Below are 24676 nucleotides of genomic sequence, written 5' to 3'. Positions count from 1 at the left end.
CCCAGAGCTCCACCCGAGTCCCCATACCCAGGCGGTTTACTTATCAAAACTCCGACCCGCTGCCAGCCGCTCGCGCAGACTCTTCGGCCGGATATCGGGCCAGTTCTGCTCGATGTAGTCAAGGCACGCCGCACGGTCGGCTTCGCCGTATACCACCCTCCACCCCGTGGGAACATCGGCGAAGGTAGGCCACAGGCTGTGTTGCTCTTCGTCATTGACCAAGACGAAAAAACTGCCATTATCGTCGTCGAACGGACTTGGTGCTCACAGTTCTCCAGGGGTTCTCTCGATATAGGTGGGGTCGTTCCAAACCATACTGGAGGCCAACAGGCTCGGTCGGGCGTTTGGACAAAGTTCCCGATGTGATCTGTTAAGCACTCGTGACACCTCTTGGCAATTGGGTGCGCCGACGCAACGCGCGGGCGTTGACGCCTTCGAGTGCAGTGACCTGCAGTGACGGCATTGGCTTTCTGTCGACTGCCCAGAGTACGGTACCGGCGCCGAACAGACGACCGAGCGACGGTCTCCCTGCTCGTTAGTTGCGGGGAGCCAAACCCGCCACACCCGACCACCGCGGGGCTCCGCAGATCAGACCGAATGCCGTGCCGGGTAGACACGAGGACCGCAAGGTAGCTATCGGCCCCCGCACGCCCATTCCATCGAGCGCCTAGGCGAGCCTCGCCTTAGCGGCAAGATGGGATCGCCAGAATCGTTCTTAAGACCACAAATCACACGCTTACGCACCACCAACACTTCGTTAGCTGGCCATGCCCTAGCCTTCAGCGGATGATCGCTTACTACACGGGATCGCACGGGAATGTAATATCAATCACCATTGCTCGGGACAATGACGCATACAACCCCTGCCGTTCGGGGGATTCGGCAGATTTGGTAGCGTGCCACTACGCTGGCGGTTCCAGTAACGATCACATACCGGGTTACGAAAGATCTGATGTCGGAGCCAATGGCATGGTTTACTCATCAAGATCTGATCGCACTCGCCGAACGCCACTCGTATGAGACGACCGCCGCAGGTCTGGCGTGGTGCGATCGAAGTGTGGGTACATGTTTAAGCGCTTGAAACAGCGAGTCCAGGAACGGGTTGAAGGGGGTGCGGTGGTCGAACACGACGTTCGAGCCCGGTCCGACGCCGCCGCCGGGGGTAACCATGACGTTGGTCAGCCCTCCGGTCGCTTCGGGCGGTTTGGTCGCCAGTCGTCGCCGGGTTCTCAACCGCCCGACGGCCCGCGAAAAGGCGGCCGCAACGCGGGAACTGGAGCATTCAGGCTGCTGGGGCGAATCTGGATTCCACTGCTCATCGTTGCGGTGCTGACTGCCGGCGGATTCACGGTCTCCCGGCTGCACGGGATATTCGGCTCTGAGAAGCGACAGTCGTACGCCGACACCAGGGTCAAAGACAGCAAGCCGTTTAACCCCAAGCATCTGAAGTACGAGGTTTTCGGCGCGCCCGGGACCGTGGCCGATATCAGCTATTTCGATGTCAATGCCGACCCGCAGCACATCAACGCCGTCACTCTGCCGTGGTCGATGGATCTATCGACGACGCTTCCGTCAATCGTGGGAAACGTAGTGGCGCAAGGTGATACCGATACGATCGGCTGCCGCATCATCGTCGATGGCACCGTCAAGTCCGAGAAGGTGTCCCACGAAGTGAACGCCTTCACGTACTGCGTGCTAACGGCGGCATGAGCGACGAAAACATCGGCACGGAGCGGCCCGCGCGGCCCTTCGTGGCGCGGACGATCCACCGGTTTTCGATACTCATCATCCTGGGATGGCTGGGTTTCGCCGTCTTCGTGACGATAGGTGTCCCTCCGCTGGAGGTCGTCGAGCAACAACATTCTGTATCGCTGACCCCCATTGACGCGCCATCTTTCAAAGCAATGCTGCGCCTCGGCCAGGATTTCAAGGAATCCAATTCGGGCGCTTTGGCGATGATCGTCTTGGAGGCAGACAGGCCCCTCGGCCAACAGGACCACCAGTATTACGACGAGTTGGTCCGTCGGCTGGAAGCCGATACCAAACACGTTCAACACGTCCAGAATTTTTGGGGTGACCCGGTCACGGCTGCCGCCGCGCAAAGCATTGACGGCAAAGCCGCGTATGTGCAGTTGAACATCAACGGCGGCCAGGGCGCGGCCGCGGGGGACGAATCGGTACAGGTCATCCGGAACGTCGTCGCGGAATTGGCTGCGCCGAACGGACTTCACGTTTACGTGACCGGCCCGGCAGCAACCGTCGCGGACATGAATAAGGCAGGTCAGGAGACTGTCACAACGGTCACCTTGGCCAGCCTTTCAGTGATCTTCATTATGCTGCTGCTCGTCTATCGCTCGCTTTTCACCGTCATTCTTTTGTTGGTGATGGTCGGGCTGCAATTGACAGTCTCGCGCGGAATGGTCGCCTTGCTGGGCTATCACGGCCTCCTCGGGCTCACCACGTTTGCCGTTAACCTGCTCGTGGCCGCCGTCATCGCCACCGGTACTGACTATGGAATATTTTTTGTTGGGCGGTATCAGGAAGCCCGACAGGCTGGCGAAGATCGCGAAACCGCTTTCTATACCACGTTCAGTAGCGTTGCCAAGGTTGTCCTGGCGTCCGGTTTGACGATTGCCGGGGCGGTACTTTGCCTGAGCTTTACCCGGCTCCCTTATTTCCAACCGCTCGGGCTTCCCAATGCCGTGGGCATCGCAGTCGCGGTCCTGGTGGCGCTCACGCTCGCGCCCGCACTTCTGGCTGTTGGAGGCCGTTTCGGCCTTTTCGAACCGAAACGGAAGCTCCAGGTTCGCGGCTGGCGACGAATTGGTACGGCGATAGTTCGCTGGCCGACACCCATTCTCATCTCCACGGTAGCGGTTGCCCTCATCGGCCTGCTGACGCTACCCGGATACAATCCCAGCTACGACGATCAGAAGTTTATCCCCGAGAATATCCCCGCCAGCGTAGGAAATGCGGCAGCGGCGCGACACTTTCCTGAGTCGCGAATGATGATGCCGGAAATTCTTTTAGTAGAAGCCGATCATGACCTACGCAATTCTACCGATATGCTGGTATTGAATCAATTAGCTAAGGGCATTCTTGCAGTGCCAGGAATTTCTACGGTTCAGAGCGTTACCCGGCCCGAGGGAACAGCGCTCGCGCACACCAGCATTCCGTACATCATGAGCATGTCGCAGTCATCTCAGCTGACAAATATGGCGTTCCAAAAGGACCGCATGAATGACATGCTGAAACAGGCCGCGGAAATGGGCAAAATGATTGCCCTGATGCAACACATGCTAGGTGTTATGAAAGAACTTACCGCAACAACGCATGACATGGTCGCGCGAACGCATGAAATTCAGAAAGTTACGGCGGAATTGCGGGATCGCGCTTCCGACTTCGAAGATTTTTACAGGCCTCTGCGTAGCTATTTCTATTGGGAAAAGCATTGCTACGACATTCCCGTCTGCTATGCGATTAGATCCGTCTTCGATGCCATCGACGGCGTCGACGAAGTCAATGACAAGTTTACCGAACTAGTGGTCGACCTCGATAAACTCGATCTGCTGTTGCCGCAGATAATCATACAGATCCCGCAGATGATCGAAACTATGCAGAGTATGCGGACAATGATGCTCACCATGCATAGCACCATGCAGGGGACCATGGGCCAGATGGAGGTGAACGGCGGCCAAAACCCGAATGCGATGGGCCAGGCGTACGACAGCTCCAAAAACGACGATTCTTTCTATCTGCCACCGGGCATTATCGAAAGTTCGGATGCCTTCAAACGAGTCATGAAGATCTTCCTGTCGCCGGACGGCAAGAACGCCCGGATGCTTATTTCACAAAAGGGCGATCCGGCAACACCTGAGGGCCTCTCCCGCGTAGATCCGATCAGAACAGCCGCCGAGGAGTCGCTGAAGGGCACTCCGCTGGAAGACTCCAAGATTTACCTCACCGGAACCGCGGCTGTGGTGAAGGACTTAGTCGACGGCGCCAAATACGATCTCTTGATCGCCGGCGTCGCGGCCCTATGTCTTATTTTCATCATCATGCTGATCATGACGCGAAGTTTTTTCGCCGCGCTGGTGATCGTGGGGACGGTATTGCTTTCGTTGGGGGCGTCCTTCGGGATGTCCATCCTGGTTTGGCAATATTTACTGGGCCTGCAAATCCACTGGACCGTACTTTCGATGTCCGTGATCGTCCTTTTGGCCGTGGGCTCTGACTACAACTTGTTACTTGTCTCCAGGATGAAAGAGGAGCTGGCCGCCGGTATCCACACCGGCATCATCCGCGCCATGGCGGGCACCGGAAAGGTCGTCACCAATGCTGGCCTGGTGTTCGCATTCACAATGGCGTCGATGGCCGTCAGCGACCTGCGCAGCATCGCCCAGCTGGGCACCACCATCGGGATGGGTCTGCTCTTCGACACCCTGGTGGTGCGTGCCTTCATGACACCGGCCGTCGCGGCGTTGCTGGGGCGCTGGTTCTGGTGGCCGCAGCAGGTGCGCACCCGGCCCGCAAGCCAGATGCTGCGCCCGCTGGGGTCCCGCCCGTTAGTACGTTCGCTGCTGCTGAAAGAAACGCGGTGAGGCGCGACATGACCACGGAACCTATCGCTGCCGAACACCCTGAGCCCCCGGTTCAGAAGCCGTTCGTGGCACGGACGCTCCGCAATCTTTCGCTGCTCTTCGTCCTGGGGTGGATCGCGCTGACCCTGCTGGTCACCTTCGGAGTTCCGTCGCTGGAGCGGGTGGGCCGAGAGCATTCCGTGCCGCTGGCTCCCCAGGATGCGCCGGCGGTGCAGGCCATGATGCGCATGGGCAAGGTCTTCAAAGAGTCCGACTCGGATAGCTTTGTCATGCTCGTGATCGAGGGGCAGAACGAGCTCGGCGACAACGCGCACAGGTACTACGACAAATTGATGCGGGTGCTCAAGGCCGACACAAAGCATATCGAACATGTGCAGGATTTGTGGGGCGACCGACTGACCTCGGCGGGTGCACAAAGTGCCGACAGCAAGGCCGTATACGTCCAAATGAATCTGGCCGGCAACCAGGGCACGACGCAGGGCCAAGACTCGATCGCCGCTGTCCGAGACATTCTTGCGAAAAATCCGCCCCCTGCTGGGATCAAGGCTTATGTCACCGGTCCGTCTGCGCTGTTCTCGGACATGCAAGAGGCTGGTGATAGATCGATCCTGAAGATGACCGCGGTAGGCGCGGCGATCATTTTCGTGGTGCTACTTTTCGTCTACCGGTCGATCATCACGACGATCCTATTGTTGATCACCGTCGGGGTCGAGGTACTCGCGGCCCGCGGAATCGTCGCGTTTCTCGGCGATAACAGTCTCGTGCAGTTGTCGACGTTCGCCGTCAACCTGCTGGTGGCCCTTGCGATGGCGGCCGGAACGGACTACGGGATCTTCTTCTTCGGCCGATATCAAGAGGCACGCCAAGCCGGCGAGGATCGGGAAACCGCCTACTACAGCACCTTCCGCGCGGTCGTTCCCGTTGTCTTGGGGTCCGGCTTGACGATCGCCGGAGCGATGTTGTGCCTGAGCTCTACCCGAATGCCGATCTTCCAGACCATGGGCGTGCCTTGCGCGATCGGCTTGGTCGTTTCCGTTGTCATCGCGCTGACGTTGGTGCCGGCAGTCCTGACCATTGGAGGCCGCTTCGGGCTACTCGATCCCACGCGAGCGATCCGCTTTGGTCGGTGGCGCCGGATCGGCACGTCAATTGTCCGCTGGCCCATCCCGATTCTGGTCGCCACGATCGCCGTCGCGCTGGTCGGCTTGGTCACACTGCCGGGTTACCAAACGAGCTACAACAACCGGCTCTACATGCCCGACGATATTCCAGCGAATGTCGGCTATGCGGCCGCTGACCGTCACTTCTCCCAAGCGCGTATGTTGCCCGAGATTCTAATGATCGAATCTGATCACGACATGCGCAATCCGGCCGATTTCATCGTCCTACACAGGTTGGCCCGGGGGATCTTTAGAGTCCCGGGGATTGCTCGAGTTCAGGGCATAACCAGGCCCGAGGGAACCCCGATTGAACACACCTCAATCCCCTTCATGCTCAGCATGCAGAACTCGGCCCAGAATCAAAATATAAAATATATCAAGGCGCGCATGGACGACATGCTCGAGCAGATCCGTATGATGGACGTACAAATGGCGTCGATGAAACGTCTTTACGCATTACAGAAAGAGCTCACCGCCCTTACGCATGACTCGATCACCAAGACCGCCGAGATGACCCAGATCTTGTACGAATTAAGAAATCATTTCGCAGATTTCGAGGATTTCCTTCGACCCATCAAAAGCTACTTCTACTGGGAAAAGCATTGCTTTGATATCCCAATATGCTGGTCTCTGAGGTCAATATTTGACCTGCTCGATGGTATCGATGAGCTGAGTGAAAAAGTCGGTGATTTACTGATCGATCTCCGCAAAATGGACACGTTGCTGCCACAGTTACTCGAAATGTACCCGCAGATGATCGCGTCCATGCAGTTCTTCAAAACCACGACGCAGACTATGCACAGCACGATGTCTGGGATCGTCGGCCAGGTGGACGTCGACAACAAAGATGCCACCACTATGGGCCAGGCATTCGATTCCTCCAGGAATGACGATTCCTTCTATCTGCCACCCGAGGTTTTCAAAAATCCGGACTTCCAGAAGGCGATGACGCAATTCCTGTCGCCAGACGGGAAAGCGGCCCGATTCATCATTTCCCACAAGGGCGACCCGGCATCGCCCGACAGCGTGGCACGGGTGGACAGGATCCGGACGGCAGCCGAGGAGGCGCTCAAAACGACGCCCCTCGAAGGCTCCAAGATCTGGCTCGCCGGCACCGCGTCGACCTTCAAGGACTTCAAAGACGGCTCTAAATTCGACCTCTTCATCGCGGGCATCGGCGCTCTCTGCCTGATTTTCACGATCATGCTGATCATCACGCGCAGCTTTGTCGCCGCCTTAGTCATCGTGGGTACGGTCGCACTCTCGCTCGGCTCGTCGTTCGGGCTCTCGGTACTGATCTGGCAGTACATCCTGGGCATCAAGTTGTACTGGATGGTCCTGCCGATGTCAGTGATCGTGCTTCTCGCGGTGGGGTCGGACTACAACCTGCTGCTGGTGTCCCGAATGAAAGAGGAAATAGGCGCGGGCATCAATACCGGCATCATTCGCGCCATGGGCGGTACCGGCAAGGTCGTGACGAACGCGGGTCTGGTGTTCGCTTTCACGATGGCGTCGATGGCGTCCAGCGATCTGCGAATCATCGGCCAGGTCGGTACGACTATCGGTCTGGGCCTGTTGTTCGACACGCTGATTGTGCGCTCATTCATGACCCCCACAATCGCCGCGCTGCTTGGACGTTGGTTCTGGTGGCCACAAGTCGTTCGTCCGCGCCCGTCCAGTCAGATGCTGCGGCCCGAAGGATCCCGCCCCATGGTACGTGCCTTGCTAGGCGAGGAGCACCCTGACGACGCGCCCACGGCCGAGATCCCAAGGCAATCGGTTTAATTGACGATACCGATTGCGAACACGGAAAAGCTTGAGGGCATTTGGCTAAGAATTTGTAGATGGTTGCGTACGAGCCGTATTGCAGAGGCCATCGAAAACCACTGTCCCAGACCATGTAACACCGATACCGACAACATACCGGCACCCACCATGGAATACTCGCTACTGTGAGCTCACTGGCGATCGAAGTCGACGGCCTCTCTAAGACCTTCGGGCGAAACACGCCTGCGCTCAATGGTGTTAGCTTCTCTGTCCCACCAGGAACAGTGTGCGGTCTGCTCGGCCACAATGGCGCCGGCAAGACCACCACGATCAATATTCTGTCCACGCTGATACGCCCGACTTCGGGCCGGGCCACCATTGTCGGACACGACATTGCCCGCCGACCCGCTCAAGTGCGCGCCAGCATCGCGATAGCGGGGCAATTCATTGCCCTGGACTTTCTGCTCACCGGCCGGGAGAACCTCGTCTTGTTCGGCAGGCTGCGAGGCCAACGTCGCCGGGAGGCGAAGGCTCGCGCGGACGAGTTGATCGAGCAGTTCGACCTAGTCGAAGCCGCGGACCGCGCAGCGGGCACATACTCCGGCGGCATGATGCGTCGCGTTGACCTCGCCGCAGCATTGATGGTGCGACCGAAGGTGCTTTTCCTTGACGAGCCGACGGTGGGCCTCGACCCGCGCAGCCGCCGCGACGTGTGGGCCCTAGTGAGCTCGCTGGCCGAGCAGGGGGTCACCGTGCTACTGACTACGCAGTACCTGGAAGAGGCCGACGTACTGAGTGACTCAGTCGTCGTGATCGACCACGGCCAGGTGATCGCCAGCGGTACCGCCGAGGACCTCAAACGTCGGGTCGGTGCCGACTACTGCCAAGTGAGCCCGGCGAATCCCGCCGACTTGCCCCAGGTCGCGGCTGCCCTGACGGGACTAGACGGCGTCGACGTCGACGTCGACACCAACTCGGTGTCGGTGGTCGCTCCCGAAGGAGTAACCACACTCGCCGATGTCTTTCGGCGAGTTGATGCCCTCGGCATCGAACTCGCCGACATCTCGCTGCGCAAGCCTTCACTCGACGAGGCGTTCCTGCATATCACTGAGCGGACCACCGCCCGCCCATGACCGCTTTGGCCGCCCTTACCGAACGTTCGCTGCTGTCATCGGCGCGGGATGGCGAGATCATCTTCGAGGTGGTGTCGCCAGTCGCCTACTTGGCGGGTTTCAGCGTGGCGCTGCGTGGCCTGATCGAAACCGGCAACGTGACTTATTCCCAGTATCTGGTCCCGGCGGTGGTCGTCCAATCGATGATCTTTGTCGGGCTGATGACCGCTGACCGCGCGGTACGTGACCACCTCAGTGGACTCGGCGAGCGGCTACGCACCCTGCCGATTGCGGCGATTGCCCCGGTTACCGCCCGCATGGCTGCCACTCAGATCCGGGCTGCGCTTGCGCTCGCAGTGGCAGTGGCCACCGGCTTCGGTTTCGGATTCCGGTTTACCGGCGGGGCGGGATACGCGACGGCCTTCGTCCTCATAGCGTTGCTGCTGTGCCTGGGCGTCGGGTTGGGCGCTGATGCGCTGGGCTCGAGCTCGAACAGTCTCCAGGGCGCGAGCTACATGCTATTCATCCCCCAATTGTTGCTGTTCATGCTGTCCACCGGAATCGCCCCGGAGAAGACCTTCCCGAGCTGGTTGCGCCCAGTGGTGCGCAACCAGCCGGTGTCACAGGTTGCCGAAACGCTGCGCGGCCTCGGCGCCGGGCACGTCGCTGTCGACAACGCCGCAATCACCTTGACGTGGTGCATCGGCATGGTGTTGGTGTTCGGGGCGATCACGCTTCGGATGCAAAGGCGCAGTTCGTGACCTCCGAGGCGGGGGCGCGGCACTCGCTTCTCTCTCAGACTTGGGTGCAAGCCAGTCGACTCCTGGTCCGGTGGCGGCGTGACCGCCCGGTGCTGCTGGGGTCGATATTCTTTCCGGTCTGTCTACTCCTTCTTTACCAGGCGATCCTTGGCCCGCAGGTGCACAAAGTCACCGGCGTCGAGAGCGTATACGGGTTGGTACCCGTCTGTTCGGTGTTGTCGGCCCTGTTCGGCGCCTTGGGCAATGCCGTCGGCATCACAGTCGACCGGCAGTCGCGGCTGCTTACCCGCATGTGGGTTTTGCCGGTCCACCGGATCAGTGCACTTACCGGACGTCTGACCGCCGAGATCGTGCGCGCGCTCATTGGAACGACCGTCATCACTGCACTTGGCGTGGCGATGGGACTGCGTTTCGCCCATGGCTGGGCCACCGCCCTGTTGTACCTTCTAGTCCCGTCGATCATGGTCGTCGGGTTCACGACAGTGGTCACGACCGCGGTTGTCAGGAGTAAAGGGCCCAGCATCATGACGTGGTTGGCGGGCGGAACTGTGACGCTGGCTTTCCTTAACCCCGGTACCACTCCGATCGGGATGTACCCGAGTTGGCTTCAGCCATTTGTTCGCGTACAGCCGATATCGCCACCGGTTGAGGCGATGCGGTCCTTAGCGCTTGGCGGTCCGTTGCTGGTGCCCCTCGGAATGACTCTGCTGTGGACAGTCGTGCTTGCCGCGGTGTTCACGCCCTTGGCCGTGCGGGGCTATCAGCGCGCCGCCGAGGCCGGTGGCTGAGGCCTGCCCTAGCTCCTGGCCTTGAATCTGACCAGCCATTGGCGAAATACGGCCTGGCGGACTTCCTTCTGCTTGAACAACGCCAGCGTCCGGCCGGAAATCTCGGCGGCCGCAGCCCAAAAGAATATCGGCAGCCGCTTTCTGAACTCTTTGTCGACAGCGCTGCTGATCCCGGTGACATCGTTGTACAGCGTGACGACAATATCCATGTACCGGGTGACTAACGCGGGGTTGGACAGGCAGCGAATGTTGAAGTCCCAGTCGGCCCAGATGCGATACCTGAGGTTGTAGGGGCCGATACCGGCGAAAAGCTCGCGACGATAGAAAATCGCCTGGTGGCACATATTCGTCTCGAACAACAGACGGTCGAGGTCGAATTCGCCGGCGTGGCGGGTCCCAGTTGACCGGTTGATCACATCGCCGTACACCAGACCGGCGGAGTCGTGCCCGTCAATGAAAGCCGCCACCCGGGCCAGCGTGTCAGCTTCGTACAGAACGTCGTCGGCGCCCAGGAAAAGCACCCAGGAGCCACTCGCCATGTCCACTCCGCGATTCATCGCGTCGTAGGGCCCGTCGTCAGGACCGGAATGGCTCACCAGGCGCGTATGAAGCTCGGAGGCAAAGGTTTTCGCGGTGTCGAGGGTGCCATCCGTGGAACCGCCGTCCACCAAGACCACCTCGAAGTCGTTGCAGGTCTGGCCAACAATGCTGCGGAGGCAGGCGTCGAGGGTCGAGGCGGTATTGAAGGTGGGAACGATGATGGAAAACATCGGCGCAGTCATGGCGCTAGCCACGTTAGCAGCGTCCAACCCGGCGTGCGCCTAAATCGAGCACCCGCGGCTTCACTCATTCGCTCTGTCGGAAAAAGATGCCGTCCGCCTGCAACATCTGACCATCCCGCGGATCGACGAAACACGGCAACAGGCCGGTCAAAGTAAAGCCCATGGAATATACGAGATCGAGCGCTTGATTTATTAGCATTCCGCCTTCGTAAAGCGGCAGGAACGACAGCTCGAGTTGCATGCCGACGCAGCGATTATTGATCGTTGATTCGCCACCGGCAAGTACATGTTGTTCGAATCCTTGCACGTCAATCTTGAGAAAAGCCTTGTCGGTCGGCTTGAGGATTTCCGACGCCACGTCATCCAGCCGATGTATGGGCACCTCTTCGGTACCGACGTAGTTTGCCGGCGGATAGGCATCCTGGTGGCGTTTCAGCATCGGGAGGACAGAACTACTTTCGCCGGCATTGCCTGCGACATTGACCGAGATCGTCCCCTCGGTATCCCCCAGCGCACAACGCCGGATCTCCCAGAGCGGATCCTTGGATGCGTTGCTCTGCAACCGCGAAAACGGTTCCGCCAGCGGCTCGAACGATATCAGCCGCCCGTTGAAACCCGCCTTACGAAGACCGGCTGCATATTGGCCCGAATTAGCACCGATATCAAATACAACATTTACCTGATGCGAATCGAGATGTTTGACGAAATGGCGTCTCAGGTCCCGATCAGAATAGGAACGCGATACCTGAAGTGCGACGGCACGTGCAATCAAGCCGGCACGATTTAGTAATTGCATTGTGTGACACTAACATGCGCATATGTGAGGGGAATAGATTCTCCAACAACGGAGCGATCCGAATACGAACAAAGACTAACGCCGATGCGAGTGGACGCCTGGCACCGCGCGAGCCACGATGTCATCTCCGCACCGCACCGGCGCTGGCGCGGTACCACGCCACCGTGGCCTCGATACCCTCTCGCAGCGCGATCCGGGGCAGCCAGCCCGCCTCACGTAACACCGATATATCCAGCACCTTGCGGGGTGTCCCGTCCGGTTTCGTTGGATCCCAACGTGTTTCGCCCGTATAGCCCACCGCGGCTGCTACCATGTCGGCGATCTCGCTGATGGTGTGGTCGATACCGGTCCCGACGTTGACGTGCTCTGGACCATCGAAGTGTTCCAGCAGGTGCAAGCACGCACTCGCGAGGTCGTCGACGTGCAGCAACTCGCGCCGCGGAGTTCCGCTCCCCCAGTTCGTCACCTCCGCCGCACCGCTGGCTTTGGCTTCCTCATACCTCTGGATGAGCGCCGGCAAGAGATGCGAGTTAGTCGGGGAAAAGTTGTCACCCGGCCCGTACAGATTGGTGGGCATCGCCGAGATCCAGGCCAGCCCGTGCTGGCGCCGCACTGCTTGGACCTGGAGGATGCCGGCGATCTTGGCAATCGCGTAAGCATCGTTGGTCGGCTCCAGCGGCCCAGTGAGCAGCGAGGCCTCCTTGATCGGCTGCGGTGCGAATTTCGGGTATATGCAGGAAGATCCGAGGAACAGCAGCCGCGGCACGCGCGCGGCGACGGCGGCATCGAGCAGATTGACCTGGATCTGCAGGTTTTCAGACAGGAATTCAGCCGGATAGGTGTCGTTTGCCATGATGCCGCCGACCCGCGCTGCCGCGTCGATCACCAGCTGGGGCCGAGCGCCCAGGATGAAGTCGAACGTCGCGGCCCGATCGGTCAGGTCGAGTTCGGCGTGCGACCGCACCACGACATTGGTGAACCCCGCTGCCTGGAGGCCGCGCAACAAAGCGGATCCAACCAAACCGCGGTGTCCTGCAATGTAAACGGGCGCTGCCCGGTCGAGGACGCCGGCTGATGTACCCATCCCCCCGCTCAGCCCCAACCTGGCAGGGCCGGCTTGTCAATCCAGGGCTTACCGTCGCACTCCAGTGCCGCAATGTCCGCGTCCACCATGATGCGGGCGAGCTCGCCCGTGTGGACCGCTGCCTTCCACCCAAGCACCTGGGCGGCTTTGGTCGCGTCGCCGATCAGCGAATCGACTTCGGTGGGACGCAGATAGCGCTCGTCGAATTTCACGTACTTCTGCCAGTCGAGTCCGACATGCTCGAATGCAGCCACGACAAAATTGCGAACGTTGTACCCGCGCCCTGTCGCGAGAACGAAGTCGTCCGGTTCGGCGGCCTGCAGCATCCGCCACATTCCTTCGACATACTCCGGTGCGTATCCCCAGTCGCGGATGGCATCGAGGTTGCCCAAGTAGAGGTCTTCCTGAACTCCGGCCTTGATCCGCGCCACCGCCCGGGTGATTTTCCGGGTCACGAAAGTTTCTCCGCGCCTGGGTGATTCGTGATTGAACAGGATGCCGTTGACCGCGAACATCCCGTAAGCCTCGCGATAATTGCGCGTTACCCAGTACGAGTAGACCTTTGCCGCGCCGTACGGCGAGCGCGGATAGAACGGCGTCTGTTCGCTCTGAGGTGGCGGCGACGCGCCGAACATCTCTGAAGACGACGCCTGATAGAACCGGCAATCCACCTTGGACAAGCGAACGGCGTCGAGCAACCGCATCGATCCCATGCCGGTGGTGTCACCCGTGTGCACCGGTTCGTCGAAGCTGACGCGCACGTGGGACTGCGCCGCGAGGTTGTAGACCTCGTCGGGCTCGATCGTGCTCAGCAGCGTGACCAACCGGGTGCCGTCAGTGAGGTCGCCGTAGTGCAGGAACAAACGCGCATCCGATTGGTGCGGGTCGACGTATAGGTGGTCGATCCGCGACGTGTTGAAGGTCGAAGCTCGACGGATCAGCCCGTGAACTTCATACCCCTTCCCCAGCAGCAGTTCAGCGAGGTACGAGCCGTCCTGGCCGGTGATTCCGGTGATCAACGCTCGCTTCATCAGAATCCCCCCGGGGTCGACGCGTCCTCGTCACCAAATGTCCGGCATCTCATCATCGCGGCCGCTTCACTCCTCACGTTGCTGAATCGGTAAGGCCCCGCTGTCGACTCATAGTAAATGTCGCGGGCTAGAGACGTTGAGCGATGGGCCCACTGATCGCCGCGGCGGCTGCGAATGATGCGCTTCCAGGCCGCGGCTCAGAGCTTCTCTTCGGCGTTCGTCTGAGTATTGACCACGGGCAATCCTTTTAGGGAAGCCAGTCGCCGCTCGCCTCGCAGATAAGTCAGCCGGCCCTTGCTGTCCCTGGACTCGGCGAACTTCGATGTCACGTAGCCCTCCGCAGCGGTCAGGACCTTGAGTCCGTGCTGCAGGTCGGAGCGAACGAAATAAGCATTGTTCCCTGCACTGTTGCTGCCGACAAAGTCATATCCCTTGGAATTAGCGAGGTCGCACATAGCCGGCAGCGAGGCGCCGAAGTACAGATTGTTGATGCGCGCTCTACTGAAATTCGGGTCGTAAGGGATCGTGATCGCTCGTTCGGCGCCGAACACGCTGTTGTACTCCATGATCGCGATCGCGGGTCGTACGGCATCCAGGCCACGCCAGACCCAGTAGTCGTTGCCATCAATGTCGATATGAAGAAGCCCGATCTCGCCTTCGAACCCATGATCCAGCATCAATTGGTTGATATTTTCTACCGTCGCGAAGGTGCAGGCGCTCTGAAGATCATGGCGCCACGAGATCTCGTCGCGCTTGATGACGGCGACGTTCCGATCGGAGCTATCCATCACCAGTCCGCGCCAGTTGTCGTTCAGCAGCAGGAATCGAGTGTTGGACTCTCGATAGTCCCCGACACCGAACTCTACGAAGGTCTCGCTCAATCCCGAAAGCCGATGGATGAGCCACTGAATGATGCCGTCGTCGCCGAATTGACTGAACACCGAGAATTCCACGTCGGCCAGGCCGTTGACCACTTCCCGTTCACGCACCTGCCACGTGAGCCCGCGGCCAATCAGAGTGCGCTGCCTAGCTTCGCCCGCCGTCAGGGCTTGCGCGAGGAGGGCCAGCGGATTGAGATTGAGTTCCACGTGAGTCCTATTCCCGCTGCCTACACCCGTCGCGGCCGGATCCGTGAGCACTGAGTCAGCAACTCTATTCTTAGCAAAGCATCGGCCCAAGGGGCAATGGGCATTGAGGATCGTCACGCTGTCCGCTAATTTTCTTCGAAATATCAAGGTAATCAACGGCTTCCGCGCCAAACACCAGCCAGTAGTCGGATTTTGACGCGAAGTCGAGAAGCGCTGACGACATTGATATCTCGCCATCGTGAACGCGAAAGGCGCTCTGCCGCAGGGGGAAGCGGAATGTTCTAAGACTCCGGTATCCAAGGTGGGAGTGCGCTTACCAGAAGCTGGCTACTTGGACTGGTCGAGAAATGCTTTTGTCGAAGCCCGTGTCCGCGACGTGATCCAAACGTGTGAGCAACGCAATCCCCCGCGGGCTGCTGCCCCACGCAACAGGTCCGACCAGCGGCTTGTCCGCGGTGTTGTGACGGCCGGAGTTAACTCAACGACCGGGCGCGGCGATTGCGCACGTGGCGCTGTCAAGATCGATCAGCAACCTCGCCCCCGCAGTACGCAAAGTCGCGGCCCTCTGGACGAAGCATGGGCTGGACTGCCCGCATAGCGAACGATTTGGCCCTCGACGCACCCGTGGTGCGCGGCGGTCCATAAGGTGAGCGCCGCATCTAAGGTGGGTTGGCTTGCTCATCACGCAGAACGTGCCGTACGTTCTGTTTGGCCTCCTTCCGCGTTTGCCGACGTGGCGGGAGACACCTCAGGAGGGTTTGATTGAGAGCGCTCATCTGCGGCATTTCAGGCCAGGACGGCGCGTATTTGGCGCGCCTGCTCCTCGACAAGGGCTATGAGGTGTTCGGCACGTCGCGCGACGCACAGATTGGTACGTTCGCGAACCTGACGCGCCTGGGAATTCGTGACCGCTTGAATTTGGAATCCATGGCCACCAATGACTTTCGTAGCGTGCTCAACGTACTACACGAGACCGATCCCGAGGAGATCTACAATCTAGCCGGACAAAGCTCGGTTGGCCTGTCGTTCGAGCAACCGGTGGAGACCCTCGAGAGTCTCGCGGTCGGTACAATCAATCTACTTGAGGCGATCCGCTTCCTTGATAAGCCTATTCGTTTTTATAGTGCCGGCTCGAGCGAATGCTTCGGAGACACAACGGGTGGCGCGGCGAGCGAGCAGACACCGTTTCGTCCTCGCAGCCCATACGCCGTAGCGAAGAGCACTGCGCATTGGCTCGTCGCTAACTACAGAGAAGCATACGGACTCCACGCGAGCACCGGCATATTGTTCAATCACGAATCCCCTTTGCGCCCTGAGCGCTTCGTGACGAAGAAAATCGTTGCGGCAGCTGTCCGCATTGCCCGTAACGAGCGGTCGCGCCTCATGCTGGGCAACATTCAGATCAAACGAGATTGGGGATGGGCACCCGAATATGTTGATGCGATGTGGCGGATGTTGCAGCAGCCCAAGGGGTCTGACTTCGTGATCGCTACCGGCGAGAGCTCTACTCTTGAGCAGTTCGCAGCTACCGCGTTCAGCCAGGTGGGGCTCGACTGGCGCGAGCACACAGATCTCTCGGAGACCCTAAGGCGCCCCTCGGATCTCGCCGAAGGGCGCGGCGATGCTTCCAGAGCAAGAGAAGTCCTTGGCTGGTCGGCCACCTACCGAATGAGCGACGTCGTCAAGGCAATGGTCGAGGCGGAGTGGGATCGAGCTGAGCGCCGGTGAAAGTCGCCTTTGATCACCAGATCTTCTCATTCCAACCATATGGCGGCGTTTCGCGCTACTTCTTCGAACTGGCGAGCCGCCTACCGGCCCATGGCGCTTTCGACGTTTCCGTCGTCGCGCCATGGCACGTCAACAAGTACCTGGCTGATTCTGGCAGCAGCTTCACACGCGGTAGGTACGTGAACATACCGCCGTACACAATCGGCGGGATTTCGGTCATTCCTATGGCAAATCAGCTCGTCGCACCGTGGACGTGGCGGGGAGCGAAACCCGACATCGTCCACGAGACCTACTTCGCCCCCAAGCCCGTCGGTAAGGGCCGGCGCCGCGTGGTGACGGTGTACGACATGATCCACGAGCTGCTCCCCGCAGAATTCCCAGACGCCAAACGGATGACCGCAGCCAAACGCGCCGCGGTCGATCGGGCAGACCATGTGATCTGCATTTCCGAGAACACCCAGCGGGACCTCGTGCGTATCTACGGCGTCAACCCGGAAAAAACGAGCGTCGTCCACCTCGGCTACTCAATGACCGCGGGCGCCAACGCGACGACGACGCAGGAAGATCGCCAAAAGACCGCGCCATTCCTTCTCTACGTGGGAAATCGCCGGGGCTACAAGAACTTCAGCACGCTGCTGCAGGCTTACGCCAGCTCCCCCGTCTTGCGAGAACTCGAACTGATCGCGTTCGGCGGTCCCCCCTTGTTGCCCGACGAGCACGAAGAGATCGGTGCACTGGGCATCACTGATCGGGTGCGGTACGAGTCGGGATCTGATCAGAAATTGGCCACCCGCTACCGGGCAGCTGCCGCGTTCGTCTGTCCCTCAAAATACGAGGGATTCGGGCTTCCTCCGCTTGAGGCGATGGGTCATGGCTGCCCGGTCGTGTGCAGCAATGGCGGCTCGATTCCCGAAGTAGTCGGGGACGCGGGCGTCTATTTCGACCCGAACGATCACGAAGAGTTGCGGGCGGTACTTGAACGTGTGGTTACCACCGACGAATTGCAGGCTGATCTACGCGAACGGGGATACGCGCGCACCGCCGTGTTTTCCTGGGACAAGTGCGCGGCCGGCACGGCACAAATCTATCGGGAAATCATCTGATTGCGTTTTCATTTGTCGACCGATGTAAACCAACCCGAGAATTCTATCGCGATAGCCGTACCTCATTCATCGACTTCGTCAGGGCGTTGATAGATGCTATGCACTCCCACTACCGGGTCACCACCAGCGAAACCGGCGTTCAAGTCGGACATCCAGACCGATCCGGGAAGTCTCAGTGCCAGCGATTACACCGATTTTGGGCGCTATCGAGATTTACGATTCCCTTGTCGTTGTGCGCCGTGCAACCCGTGGCCTGACGCGAAGCACCCACCGGCCCTAAGTAGCCAGCCGGATGCGTCGTGGCACAGTGGACCTGGTGCGGCGCTGTAGACCCGGAAGTAGCCGACGGAGCTGTCGAGAGGGACACCAATGAAAGCCGTATTGCTGGCGGGGGGGTTTGGTACTCGCCTCAGCGAAGAAACCGCAATCCGCCCCAAACCCATGGTGGAGATCGGCGGACGGCCAATCCTATGGCACATCATGAAGCTCTACTCCCACCATGGCATTCACGATTTTGTTGTCTGTTGCGGTTACAAGGGGTACGTCATCAAGGAATACTTCGCCAATTATTTCCTACACATGTCGGACGTCACTTTTGATATGTCGGCAAACAAGATGGAAGTCCACCGGCACCACGCGGAACCCTGGCGAGTGACGCTGGTGGATACCGGTGAGAACACCCTGACAGGCGGCCGCCTGAAGCGAGTGGGATCCTATATCCGGGATGATGAGGCCTTCTGCTTTACCTATGGTGACGGGCTGAGCAACGTGAACATCGGCGCGAGCATCGAATTCCACCGCCAGCACGGGCGCCGCGCCACAGTCACCGCGGTGCTGCCGCCGGGCCGCTATGGGGCCCTCAAGTGCTCGGGTGACGTGGTCAAGGGCTTTGCCGAGAAGCCGCGGGGCGATGGTGGCCTGATCAACGGTGGATTCTTCGTTCTCTCCCCCGCGGTGCTCGACTACATCGAAGGCGACCAGACCTCGTGGGAAGGCGCGCCCCTGACGCGTCTGGCTGCCGATGGCGAAATGATGGCCTTCGAGCATTCCGGCTTCTGGCAGCCCATGGACACGCTTCGGGATAAGAACACGCTCGAAGAGCTCTGGAGTAGCGGCGAAGCGCCGTGGAAGTGCTGGCGTTGAACGCTTTCGAGACCGCCTATCGGGGCCGGCGCGTCCTCGTCACCGGCCATACGGGCTTCAAGGGCAGTTGGTTGTGTCTCTGGCTACATATGCTGGGGGCCGAGGTCGCCGGGCTCGCCTTAGACCCGCCGTCCGAACCCAGCCATTGGGACCTCCTGAAGCTAACGATCCAGGACCATCGCCTCGACATCCGCGACGAAGCGTCCGTCCGAAAGGTCTTCGCGGCCGCCAAGCCCGAGATCGTATTCCATTTGGCGGCACAGCCTTTGGTGCGTCGCTCCTACCGCGAGCCGATCACCACCTGGGCTACCAATGTGATGGGCACCGCGCATGTCCTCGAGTCCGCCCGCCAATCACCGGATGTGCGTGCCATCGTCGTCGTCACGACCGACAAGTGCTACGAAAACCGCGAGTGGCCGTGGGCGTACCGAGAACGAGACCGCCTTGGAGGCCACGACCCCTACAGCGCGTCCAAGGCCGGCGCCGAGTTGGTGGCCGCAAGCTATCGGACCGCGTTTCTGCACCAGGCGTCGGCTCCGCTGCTTGCAACCGCCCGGGGCGGCAACGTAATCGGCGGTGGTGACTGGTCCGAGGACCGGCTGATTCCCGACCTGGTGCGTTCGGTTGCCGCCGACGAGCCGCTCGTCATTCGCTCGCCGCGCGCCACGCGACCCTGGCAGCACGTATTGGATTGCCTCAGCGGCTATCTGCTGCTGGGGCACCGGCTGCTCGCCGGCGACGCCGCCTGCGCCGGTGCGTGGAACTTTGGCCCGGACGGGGAAGGAAACCGAACCGTCGAGCAGGTACTTCAGGACCTTGCTCACACCTGGCCGCAGCTTCGGTGGCAAGTGACGTCTGATCCTCAGCCGCACGAGGCGGGTCTGCTGCAACTGGACAGCGCCAAGGCGAGGATGCAGTTGGGGTGGCGTCCCGTCTGGAAGCTTGAAAAGGCAATCCACCACACTGCCAACTGGTATCGCCTCCTGATGGAATCGGGTGAACTGCCGAGCACTGACGAACTGACGGCCTACACCGCCGATGCAGCCGGAGCCGGATTGTGTTGGGCGACAGCATGAAAGTCGTTGACACGCCGTTGGCGGATCTGAAAATCGCGCAGTCGATACCGCACCGCGATGCGCGCGGCGCGTTCACTCGGCTTTTCTGCGCCGAGGAACTTCAGCCCGTGCTGGGCCAGCGCCGGATCGAGCAGATCAACCACTCGCGAACCAGCAGCGTCGGAGCTGTGCGTGGCATGCACTTCCAACATCCGCCGTATGCGGAGGTGAAAATGATCCGCTGCCTTCGCGGGCGGGTCTGGGATGTCGCCGTCGACCTGCGTACGGGATCCGCGACGTTCTTGCAGTGGCACGCTCAGGAACTGGCACAGGATGACGCGCAAATGCTAATCATTCCAGAAGGTTTCGCGCACGGCTTTCAGGTCTTGGAGCCGGACAGCGAGTTGCTCTATCTGCACACCGCGTTCTACCACCCGGCCGCCGAAGGTGGCCTGCGGCCTGACGATCCGCGGCTGGACATCGCGTGGCCGTTGCCGCCACAGGACCTTTCAGCTCGTGACCTTTCCCATCCGTTATTGAGTGCCGATTTCACCGGAGTCGCCTTATGAAATGCCGACACTGCGGCGTGGCGTTGGAGCACAGCTTTGTGGACCTCGGCTTTGCGCCCCCCTCGAACGCCTATGTCTACGCCGAGGAGCTGTGCAACCCGGAGGTGCACTACCCGCTGCGGGTGAAGGTGTGCCACCGCTGTTGGTTGGTGCAGACCGAGGACTATGCCCAGGCCGAGGAACTGTTCAGCGCCGACTACGCGTACTTCTCCAGCACTTCGAGCAGTTGGCTCGAACACGCGGCCGGCTACGCACGCATGATCACCGACCGGTTGCGGCTTGGGCCCGAGAGTTTCGTCATCGAGGTGGCCTCCAACGATGGTTATCTCCTGAAGAATTTTGTTGCAGCAGGGATTCCCTGCCTGGGCATCGAACCAACTGCAAGCACGGCCGCGGCGGCCGAGGCGCTGGGAATCCCCGTCATGCGGGAATTCTTCGGCGAAGCCCTGGGGCGGCGACTAACGGACGAAGGACGGTCGGCGGACCTGATCGCCGGCAACAATGTGTACGCCCACGTGCCCGATATCAACGACTTCACCCGGGGATTGGCTGCGGTGCTCAAGCCGGAAGGCACTGTCACACTGGAATTTCCGCACCTTGTCCCATTGATCGAGCAGACCCAATTCGACACGATCTACCACGAGCATTTCTCCTATTTGTCACTCACCACGGTGGCCAGCATCTTTTCCGAAGCAGGCCTGCGGGTGTGGGACGTCGAGGAACTGCCGACCCACGGCCATAGCCTGCGGGTTTACGGGTGCCACACCGAGGCTGCGATCGTCACAACGGAGCGCGTTGCGGCGCTGCTCGCGCGCGAAGACCAGTTCGGGGTGACTCGGCTGGAGACCTATACCGAGTTCCAGAAGCGAACCGACCGGGTGAAGGACGATCTCGTGGCCTTCCTCATCGAACAGAAGCGTGCCGGCCGACGAGTGGCGGCCTACGGAGCGGCCGCCAAAGGCAACACCTTGCTGAACTACGCCGGTGTCAGGCCCGACTTGTTGCCCTACGTCTGTGATGCCGCACCATCCAAGCAGGGGAAATTGCTGCCGGGAAGCCACATTCCAATCCGAGCGCCCGAGGCGCTGTGGGAAAACTTGCCAGACTACGTGGTGATCCTGCCGAGGAACATCGCTCAAGAAGTGCGGACCCAGCTGAAAGATCTCGCTGAGGGAGGCGCGATCTTCGTGATAGCGGTTCCTGAACTGAGCTTCCTGTGAACCCACGTATCGCGTACACCGGGCCATCGATCACCGAACTCGAGGTGCGCTACGCCACCGATGCCGCGGCCAACGGCTGGGGCCGAGCAGTGCTATGCATACATCCGTCCCGGCGTTTCCGCCGACGTTGATGTTCCCGGGGCACATCAACGTCGGGGACTCGCCAGCAGGTCTTCATACGACGTGTATGTTTAAAAACTGCATGATCGTTCGTCGGCAAGTTTGGCAGGTGCAGCTAGACTTTACTATTTGCGAGGTGAATTAACTCGTGGCGACTGTCCCAGTATTCAAGCCGCTGATCGAGGTTGAAGAAATTGCTGCTGCAGTGGAATCGCTCGAACTTGGATGGCTCGGCATGGGCAGCTATGTTCAAGAGTTCGAAGAGGCAGTTGAGAAGACTTGTCAACTCGACTCGGATGATGACCGTCATGTTGTAGCAGTTAGCACTGGGCATGCTGCGCTCCATCTTTCACTGCTGATGATGAATGTCGGGCGCGGCGATGAGGTAATTACGCCGTCCTTCAACAACGCCGCAGATTTTCAAGCCATACGCGCCTGCGGGGCCGACCCAGTCTTCGTAGACATCAAAGAAGAAACACTCTGTATCGATCCTGATAAAATCGAAGAATTGATCACACCCAGAACTAAATGCATTATTGCCATGGATTACGACATTTTCATCTGTGATCATGACGCAATCGCTGACGTAGCGGAACGACACGGCATCCCGGTGCTACACGATGCCGCGCATTCCTTCGGATCGTTTTACGAAGGCCGGCCTACTGGCAATCAGCACGAATTCACGATGTTTAGCTTCGATCCGGTAAAGACAATCACATGTATTGACGGCGGTGCGATTGTTGTCCGCGGCCGCGATAACGTGTCGAGGCTCCACGCGAAGCGGCTGATTGGCATGACCCAACCGGCGGCGCAGATGTATACAAATTCGCGTGCGTGGACCTATGACATTGAAGAACTCGGTTTCAGATATCATTTGGCGAATCTCCACGCCGCAATAGGTGTCGCACAAATTTCAAAGATCGATGAAATCCGGTCCACGCGGCAACAGGCCTGTAAGCGATATTACGCAGAGCTGTCGTCACTCAACTCGATCGACGCCCCTCGTGGCGACTTCGACCAAGTCAACCCGTTCTTGTACTACGTACGAGTGCTGGGCGGTCGTCGTGACGAACTTCGTGCCCACATGAAGGATTGTGGAGTCGATACGGGTATCCATTGGCAAGCTGGGCACAGTTTTTCTTACCTCAAGGACTGCCGTAGGGGATCGCTGGAGGTCACCGAAAAAATCGTTGATCAGATTCTTTCCGTTCCGCTCCACAGTAGGATGAGCAGTGAAGATCAATCGCGAGTGATCAATTCCATTTCGACATTCAAGGCTGACTGATGAAGTACCAAGAGCTGTTCCAGTGCCTCAAGGGCGTCGGTGATCTCGATCTTTCTTCCCTCTGCCTGCCGGTCGAAGGGACAGCATATGGCCTTTTCCCAATTAACTGTCAGGCCGACCGGATAGACGACCGCACAGTTAGAATGCTGACGGAAGCCCGCAATTCTAATTCCGCTTCTTTCCTTACCTATTTTACCGCCACCGCTGAGCGAACGGCGGGCTGGCTTGCGGGGGCCGTAGCAGGCGATCCTTCACGGATATTGTTTTCGGTGAGCAATATTGAATCGAATGACCATTACGGCTATATGGGTTTAGCCTACGGAGATCCTGCTGGAGCGAGGATCGAAGGAGATGCAATTGTCCGATTTGCGGGGAAGTCGGAACCTGGCCTGATGAGAAGCGCATTCTCACGCTTGGTCAACTGGGCGAAGTTGGACCTTGGTATTGGCGATGTGTGGGTTAGGGTGTTGTCCGATAATCCGGCGGTCGGATTCTATGAATTGTGCGGCTTTTCTAGAGTGAAAGAGACGCCACTCTACGAGACTCGCGGACCGCATGGCGAGCTTGTCGAGCTTTCAGAAATTCCTTCAGTTGATTGCGCGGGCGAATCTTCGCGCACCCTTGTGCACATGAGGTGCTCGGTGTGATCCGTTCAGTAAGTAGCAATTAAAACCACTTCAGATGACCCATTAAAAGGAATTGGAACAATGTCGGACTTTAGTTATTCCTCATCGAATTCGACTATCACTCTAAGCGATGGCTCGGTAATTAGTTTGAGTGACCCTAAAGCTTTCTCTATCATTTCTGAAGCATGGTTGAGGGCAGGTTGGGATACGAAATACGTATATGGGTTCAGTTGGCTCGGCCGGCCAATAATCCAGCTTCCAGAAGACATGCTCAGAATTCAAGAAGTCATCTACGAGGTTAAGCCAGATGTAATCGTTGAGACAGGCGTTGCGCACGGTGGTTCCTTGATTTTCTACGCTAGCCTTTGCGCGGCGATCGGGAAGGGCAGGGTTGTCGGTATTGACATCGATATTCGCCCGCACAATAGGAAGGCGATCGAGGAGCATCGACTTAGTCCGGCCATCTCCCTGATCCAGGGGAGCTCCGTGGATTCGGTGATCGTTGATTCGGTGAAGGGCGCGATCGGGAAATCGGAGACCGTCCTGGTGATTTTGGACAGCAATCACCTCAAGGATCACGTAACTGCAGAGCTTGAGGCTTACTCACCTATTGTAAGCCCTGGTAGCTATATCGTCGTGTGCGACGGAATCATGAAGCAGGTGACTGGTGCTCCAAGAACTGAAGAGGACTGGTCTTGGAACAATCCGCTCTCGGCAATAGACGAGTTTTTGGAAGGCCATCCTGAATTCGATTGTGTCGAGCCTGCCTGGCCGTTCAACGAGAGTGCCTTGACGGAGCGGGTGACGTACTGGCCGCGGGCTTACCTTCGGCGAAACTAGTTGGTAAGTAACGGCAT

The 24676-nt window shown here is 59.3% G+C and carries 20 protein-coding genes and 2 pseudogenes; 16 read left to right on the top strand and 6 right to left on the bottom strand.

What is annotated here, in order from left to right; translation table 11 throughout:
- Window positions 1-36: 36 nt before the first annotated feature.
- Window positions 37-258, bottom strand: a pseudogene (locus DB708_RS14285) (MbtH family protein); the annotation flags it as partial.
- A 1032-nt stretch (window positions 259-1290) separates the two neighbouring features.
- On the opposite strand from DB708_RS14285, the gene DB708_RS14280 reads away from it, so the two are divergent.
- The 6 genes and pseudogenes from DB708_RS14280 (at window position 1291) to DB708_RS14255 (ending at window position 10189) form a co-directional block, all read left to right on the top strand.
- Window positions 1291-1710 (top strand): MmpS family transport accessory protein, encoded by a 420-nt coding sequence (locus DB708_RS14280; RefSeq protein WP_108924229.1) that lies wholly within the window; start codon window positions 1291-1293, stop codon window positions 1708-1710.
- Window positions 1707-4472, top strand: a pseudogene (locus DB708_RS14275) (MMPL/RND family transporter); the annotation flags it as partial. The gene DB708_RS14280 and the pseudogene DB708_RS14275, both read left to right, overlap by 4 nt.
- A 137-nt stretch (window positions 4473-4609) precedes the next feature.
- Window positions 4610-7546 carry an MMPL/RND family transporter gene (locus DB708_RS14270; protein WP_108922809.1) on the top strand — a complete coding sequence of 979 codons (2937 nt, stop codon included), beginning with the start codon at window positions 4610-4612 and terminating at the stop codon, window positions 7544-7546.
- A 167-nt stretch (window positions 7547-7713) separates the two neighbouring features.
- A complete protein-coding gene (locus tag DB708_RS14265) occupies window positions 7714-8661 on the top strand; it encodes an ATP-binding cassette domain-containing protein (RefSeq protein ID WP_165839822.1) in 948 nt (315 codons plus the stop codon).
- Window positions 8658-9401 (top strand): ABC transporter permease, encoded by a 744-nt coding sequence (locus DB708_RS14260; protein ID WP_108922807.1) that lies wholly within the window; start codon window positions 8658-8660, stop codon window positions 9399-9401. Before DB708_RS14265 ends, DB708_RS14260 begins: the two co-directional genes overlap by 4 nt.
- On the top strand, window positions 9398-10189 hold the full coding sequence (locus DB708_RS14255) for an ABC transporter permease (RefSeq protein ID WP_108922805.1): 792 nt from the start codon (window positions 9398-9400) through the stop codon (window positions 10187-10189). Before DB708_RS14260 ends, DB708_RS14255 begins: the two co-directional genes overlap by 4 nt.
- Before the next feature lie 8 nt (window positions 10190-10197).
- Here DB708_RS14255 and DB708_RS14250 read toward each other — a convergent pair whose 3' ends face one another.
- The 5 genes from DB708_RS14250 to DB708_RS14230 all read right to left on the bottom strand — a co-directional run bounded on the left by DB708_RS14250 (window position 10198) and on the right by DB708_RS14230 (window position 14970).
- Window positions 10198-10971 carry a glycosyltransferase family 2 protein gene (locus tag DB708_RS14250; RefSeq protein ID WP_108922803.1) on the bottom strand — a complete coding sequence of 258 codons (774 nt, stop codon included), beginning with the start codon at window positions 10969-10971 and terminating at the stop codon, window positions 10198-10200.
- Between the two features lie 64 nt (window positions 10972-11035).
- Window positions 11036-11767, bottom strand: coding sequence for an FkbM family methyltransferase (locus tag DB708_RS14245; RefSeq protein ID WP_108922801.1), 732 nt, complete (start codon window positions 11765-11767; stop codon window positions 11036-11038).
- 121 nt (window positions 11768-11888) lie between these two features.
- Complete coding sequence (locus DB708_RS14240; protein ID WP_108922799.1) at window positions 11889-12851, bottom strand: GDP-L-fucose synthase family protein; 963 nt, start codon at window positions 12849-12851, stop codon at window positions 11889-11891.
- An 8-nt stretch (window positions 12852-12859) separates the two neighbouring features.
- On the bottom strand, window positions 12860-13882 hold the full coding sequence (gene gmd, locus DB708_RS14235; protein ID WP_108922797.1) for a GDP-mannose 4,6-dehydratase: 1023 nt from the start codon (window positions 13880-13882) through the stop codon (window positions 12860-12862).
- A gap of 197 nt (window positions 13883-14079) precedes the next feature.
- Window positions 14080-14970: a hypothetical protein gene (locus DB708_RS14230; protein ID WP_108922795.1), complete on the bottom strand. Its 891-nt coding sequence runs from the start codon at window positions 14968-14970 to the stop codon at window positions 14080-14082.
- Between the two features lie 762 nt (window positions 14971-15732).
- Here DB708_RS14230 and DB708_RS14225 point away from each other — a divergent pair.
- From DB708_RS14225 to DB708_RS14185, 10 genes are all read left to right on the top strand, one after another.
- Window positions 15733-16698: a GDP-mannose 4,6-dehydratase gene (locus tag DB708_RS14225; RefSeq protein ID WP_108922793.1), complete on the top strand. Its 966-nt coding sequence runs from the start codon at window positions 15733-15735 to the stop codon at window positions 16696-16698.
- A complete protein-coding gene (locus DB708_RS14220) occupies window positions 16695-17801 on the top strand; it encodes a glycosyltransferase family 4 protein (RefSeq protein WP_108922791.1) in 1107 nt (368 codons plus the stop codon). The genes DB708_RS14225 and DB708_RS14220 overlap by 4 nt, the downstream gene beginning before the upstream one ends.
- A gap of 369 nt (window positions 17802-18170) precedes the next feature.
- Window positions 18171-18944 carry a glucose-1-phosphate cytidylyltransferase gene (gene rfbF / locus DB708_RS14215; RefSeq protein WP_108922789.1) on the top strand — a complete coding sequence of 258 codons (774 nt, stop codon included), beginning with the start codon at window positions 18171-18173 and terminating at the stop codon, window positions 18942-18944.
- A complete protein-coding gene (gene rfbG / locus DB708_RS14210; RefSeq protein WP_235616822.1) occupies window positions 18932-20020 on the top strand; it encodes a CDP-glucose 4,6-dehydratase in 1089 nt (362 codons plus the stop codon). The genes rfbF and rfbG overlap by 13 nt, the downstream gene beginning before the upstream one ends.
- Window positions 20017-20568, top strand: coding sequence for a dTDP-4-dehydrorhamnose 3,5-epimerase family protein (locus DB708_RS14205; protein ID WP_108924227.1), 552 nt, complete (start codon window positions 20017-20019; stop codon window positions 20566-20568). The genes rfbG and DB708_RS14205 overlap by 4 nt, the downstream gene beginning before the upstream one ends.
- Complete coding sequence (locus DB708_RS14200) at window positions 20565-21788, top strand: class I SAM-dependent methyltransferase (protein ID WP_235616765.1); 1224 nt, start codon at window positions 20565-20567, stop codon at window positions 21786-21788. Before DB708_RS14205 ends, DB708_RS14200 begins: the two co-directional genes overlap by 4 nt.
- The gene (locus DB708_RS27975) at window positions 21785-21919 is read left to right on the top strand and encodes a hypothetical protein (protein ID WP_261859441.1); all 135 of its coding nucleotides are present in this window, start codon (window positions 21785-21787) and stop codon (window positions 21917-21919) included. The genes DB708_RS14200 and DB708_RS27975 overlap by 4 nt, the downstream gene beginning before the upstream one ends.
- A gap of 137 nt (window positions 21920-22056) precedes the next feature.
- On the top strand, window positions 22057-23193 hold the full coding sequence (locus tag DB708_RS14195; protein WP_108922785.1) for a DegT/DnrJ/EryC1/StrS family aminotransferase: 1137 nt from the start codon (window positions 22057-22059) through the stop codon (window positions 23191-23193).
- Window positions 23193-23840 (top strand): GNAT family N-acetyltransferase, encoded by a 648-nt coding sequence (locus tag DB708_RS14190; protein WP_108922783.1) that lies wholly within the window; start codon window positions 23193-23195, stop codon window positions 23838-23840. Before DB708_RS14195 ends, DB708_RS14190 begins: the two co-directional genes overlap by 1 nt.
- A gap of 60 nt (window positions 23841-23900) precedes the next feature.
- Window positions 23901-24659 carry a cephalosporin hydroxylase family protein gene (locus DB708_RS14185; protein WP_108922781.1) on the top strand — a complete coding sequence of 253 codons (759 nt, stop codon included), beginning with the start codon at window positions 23901-23903 and terminating at the stop codon, window positions 24657-24659.
- Window positions 24660-24676: the final 17 nt, after the last annotated feature.

The sequence above is a fragment of the Mycobacterium montefiorense genome (genome assembly GCF_003112775.1).
In the GTDB taxonomy this organism is placed as follows: Bacteria; Actinomycetota; Actinomycetes; order Mycobacteriales; family Mycobacteriaceae; genus Mycobacterium; species Mycobacterium montefiorense.
Note: the sequence above shows the minus strand (reverse complement) of the source record. Positions and strands in the feature narration are given on the sequence as shown.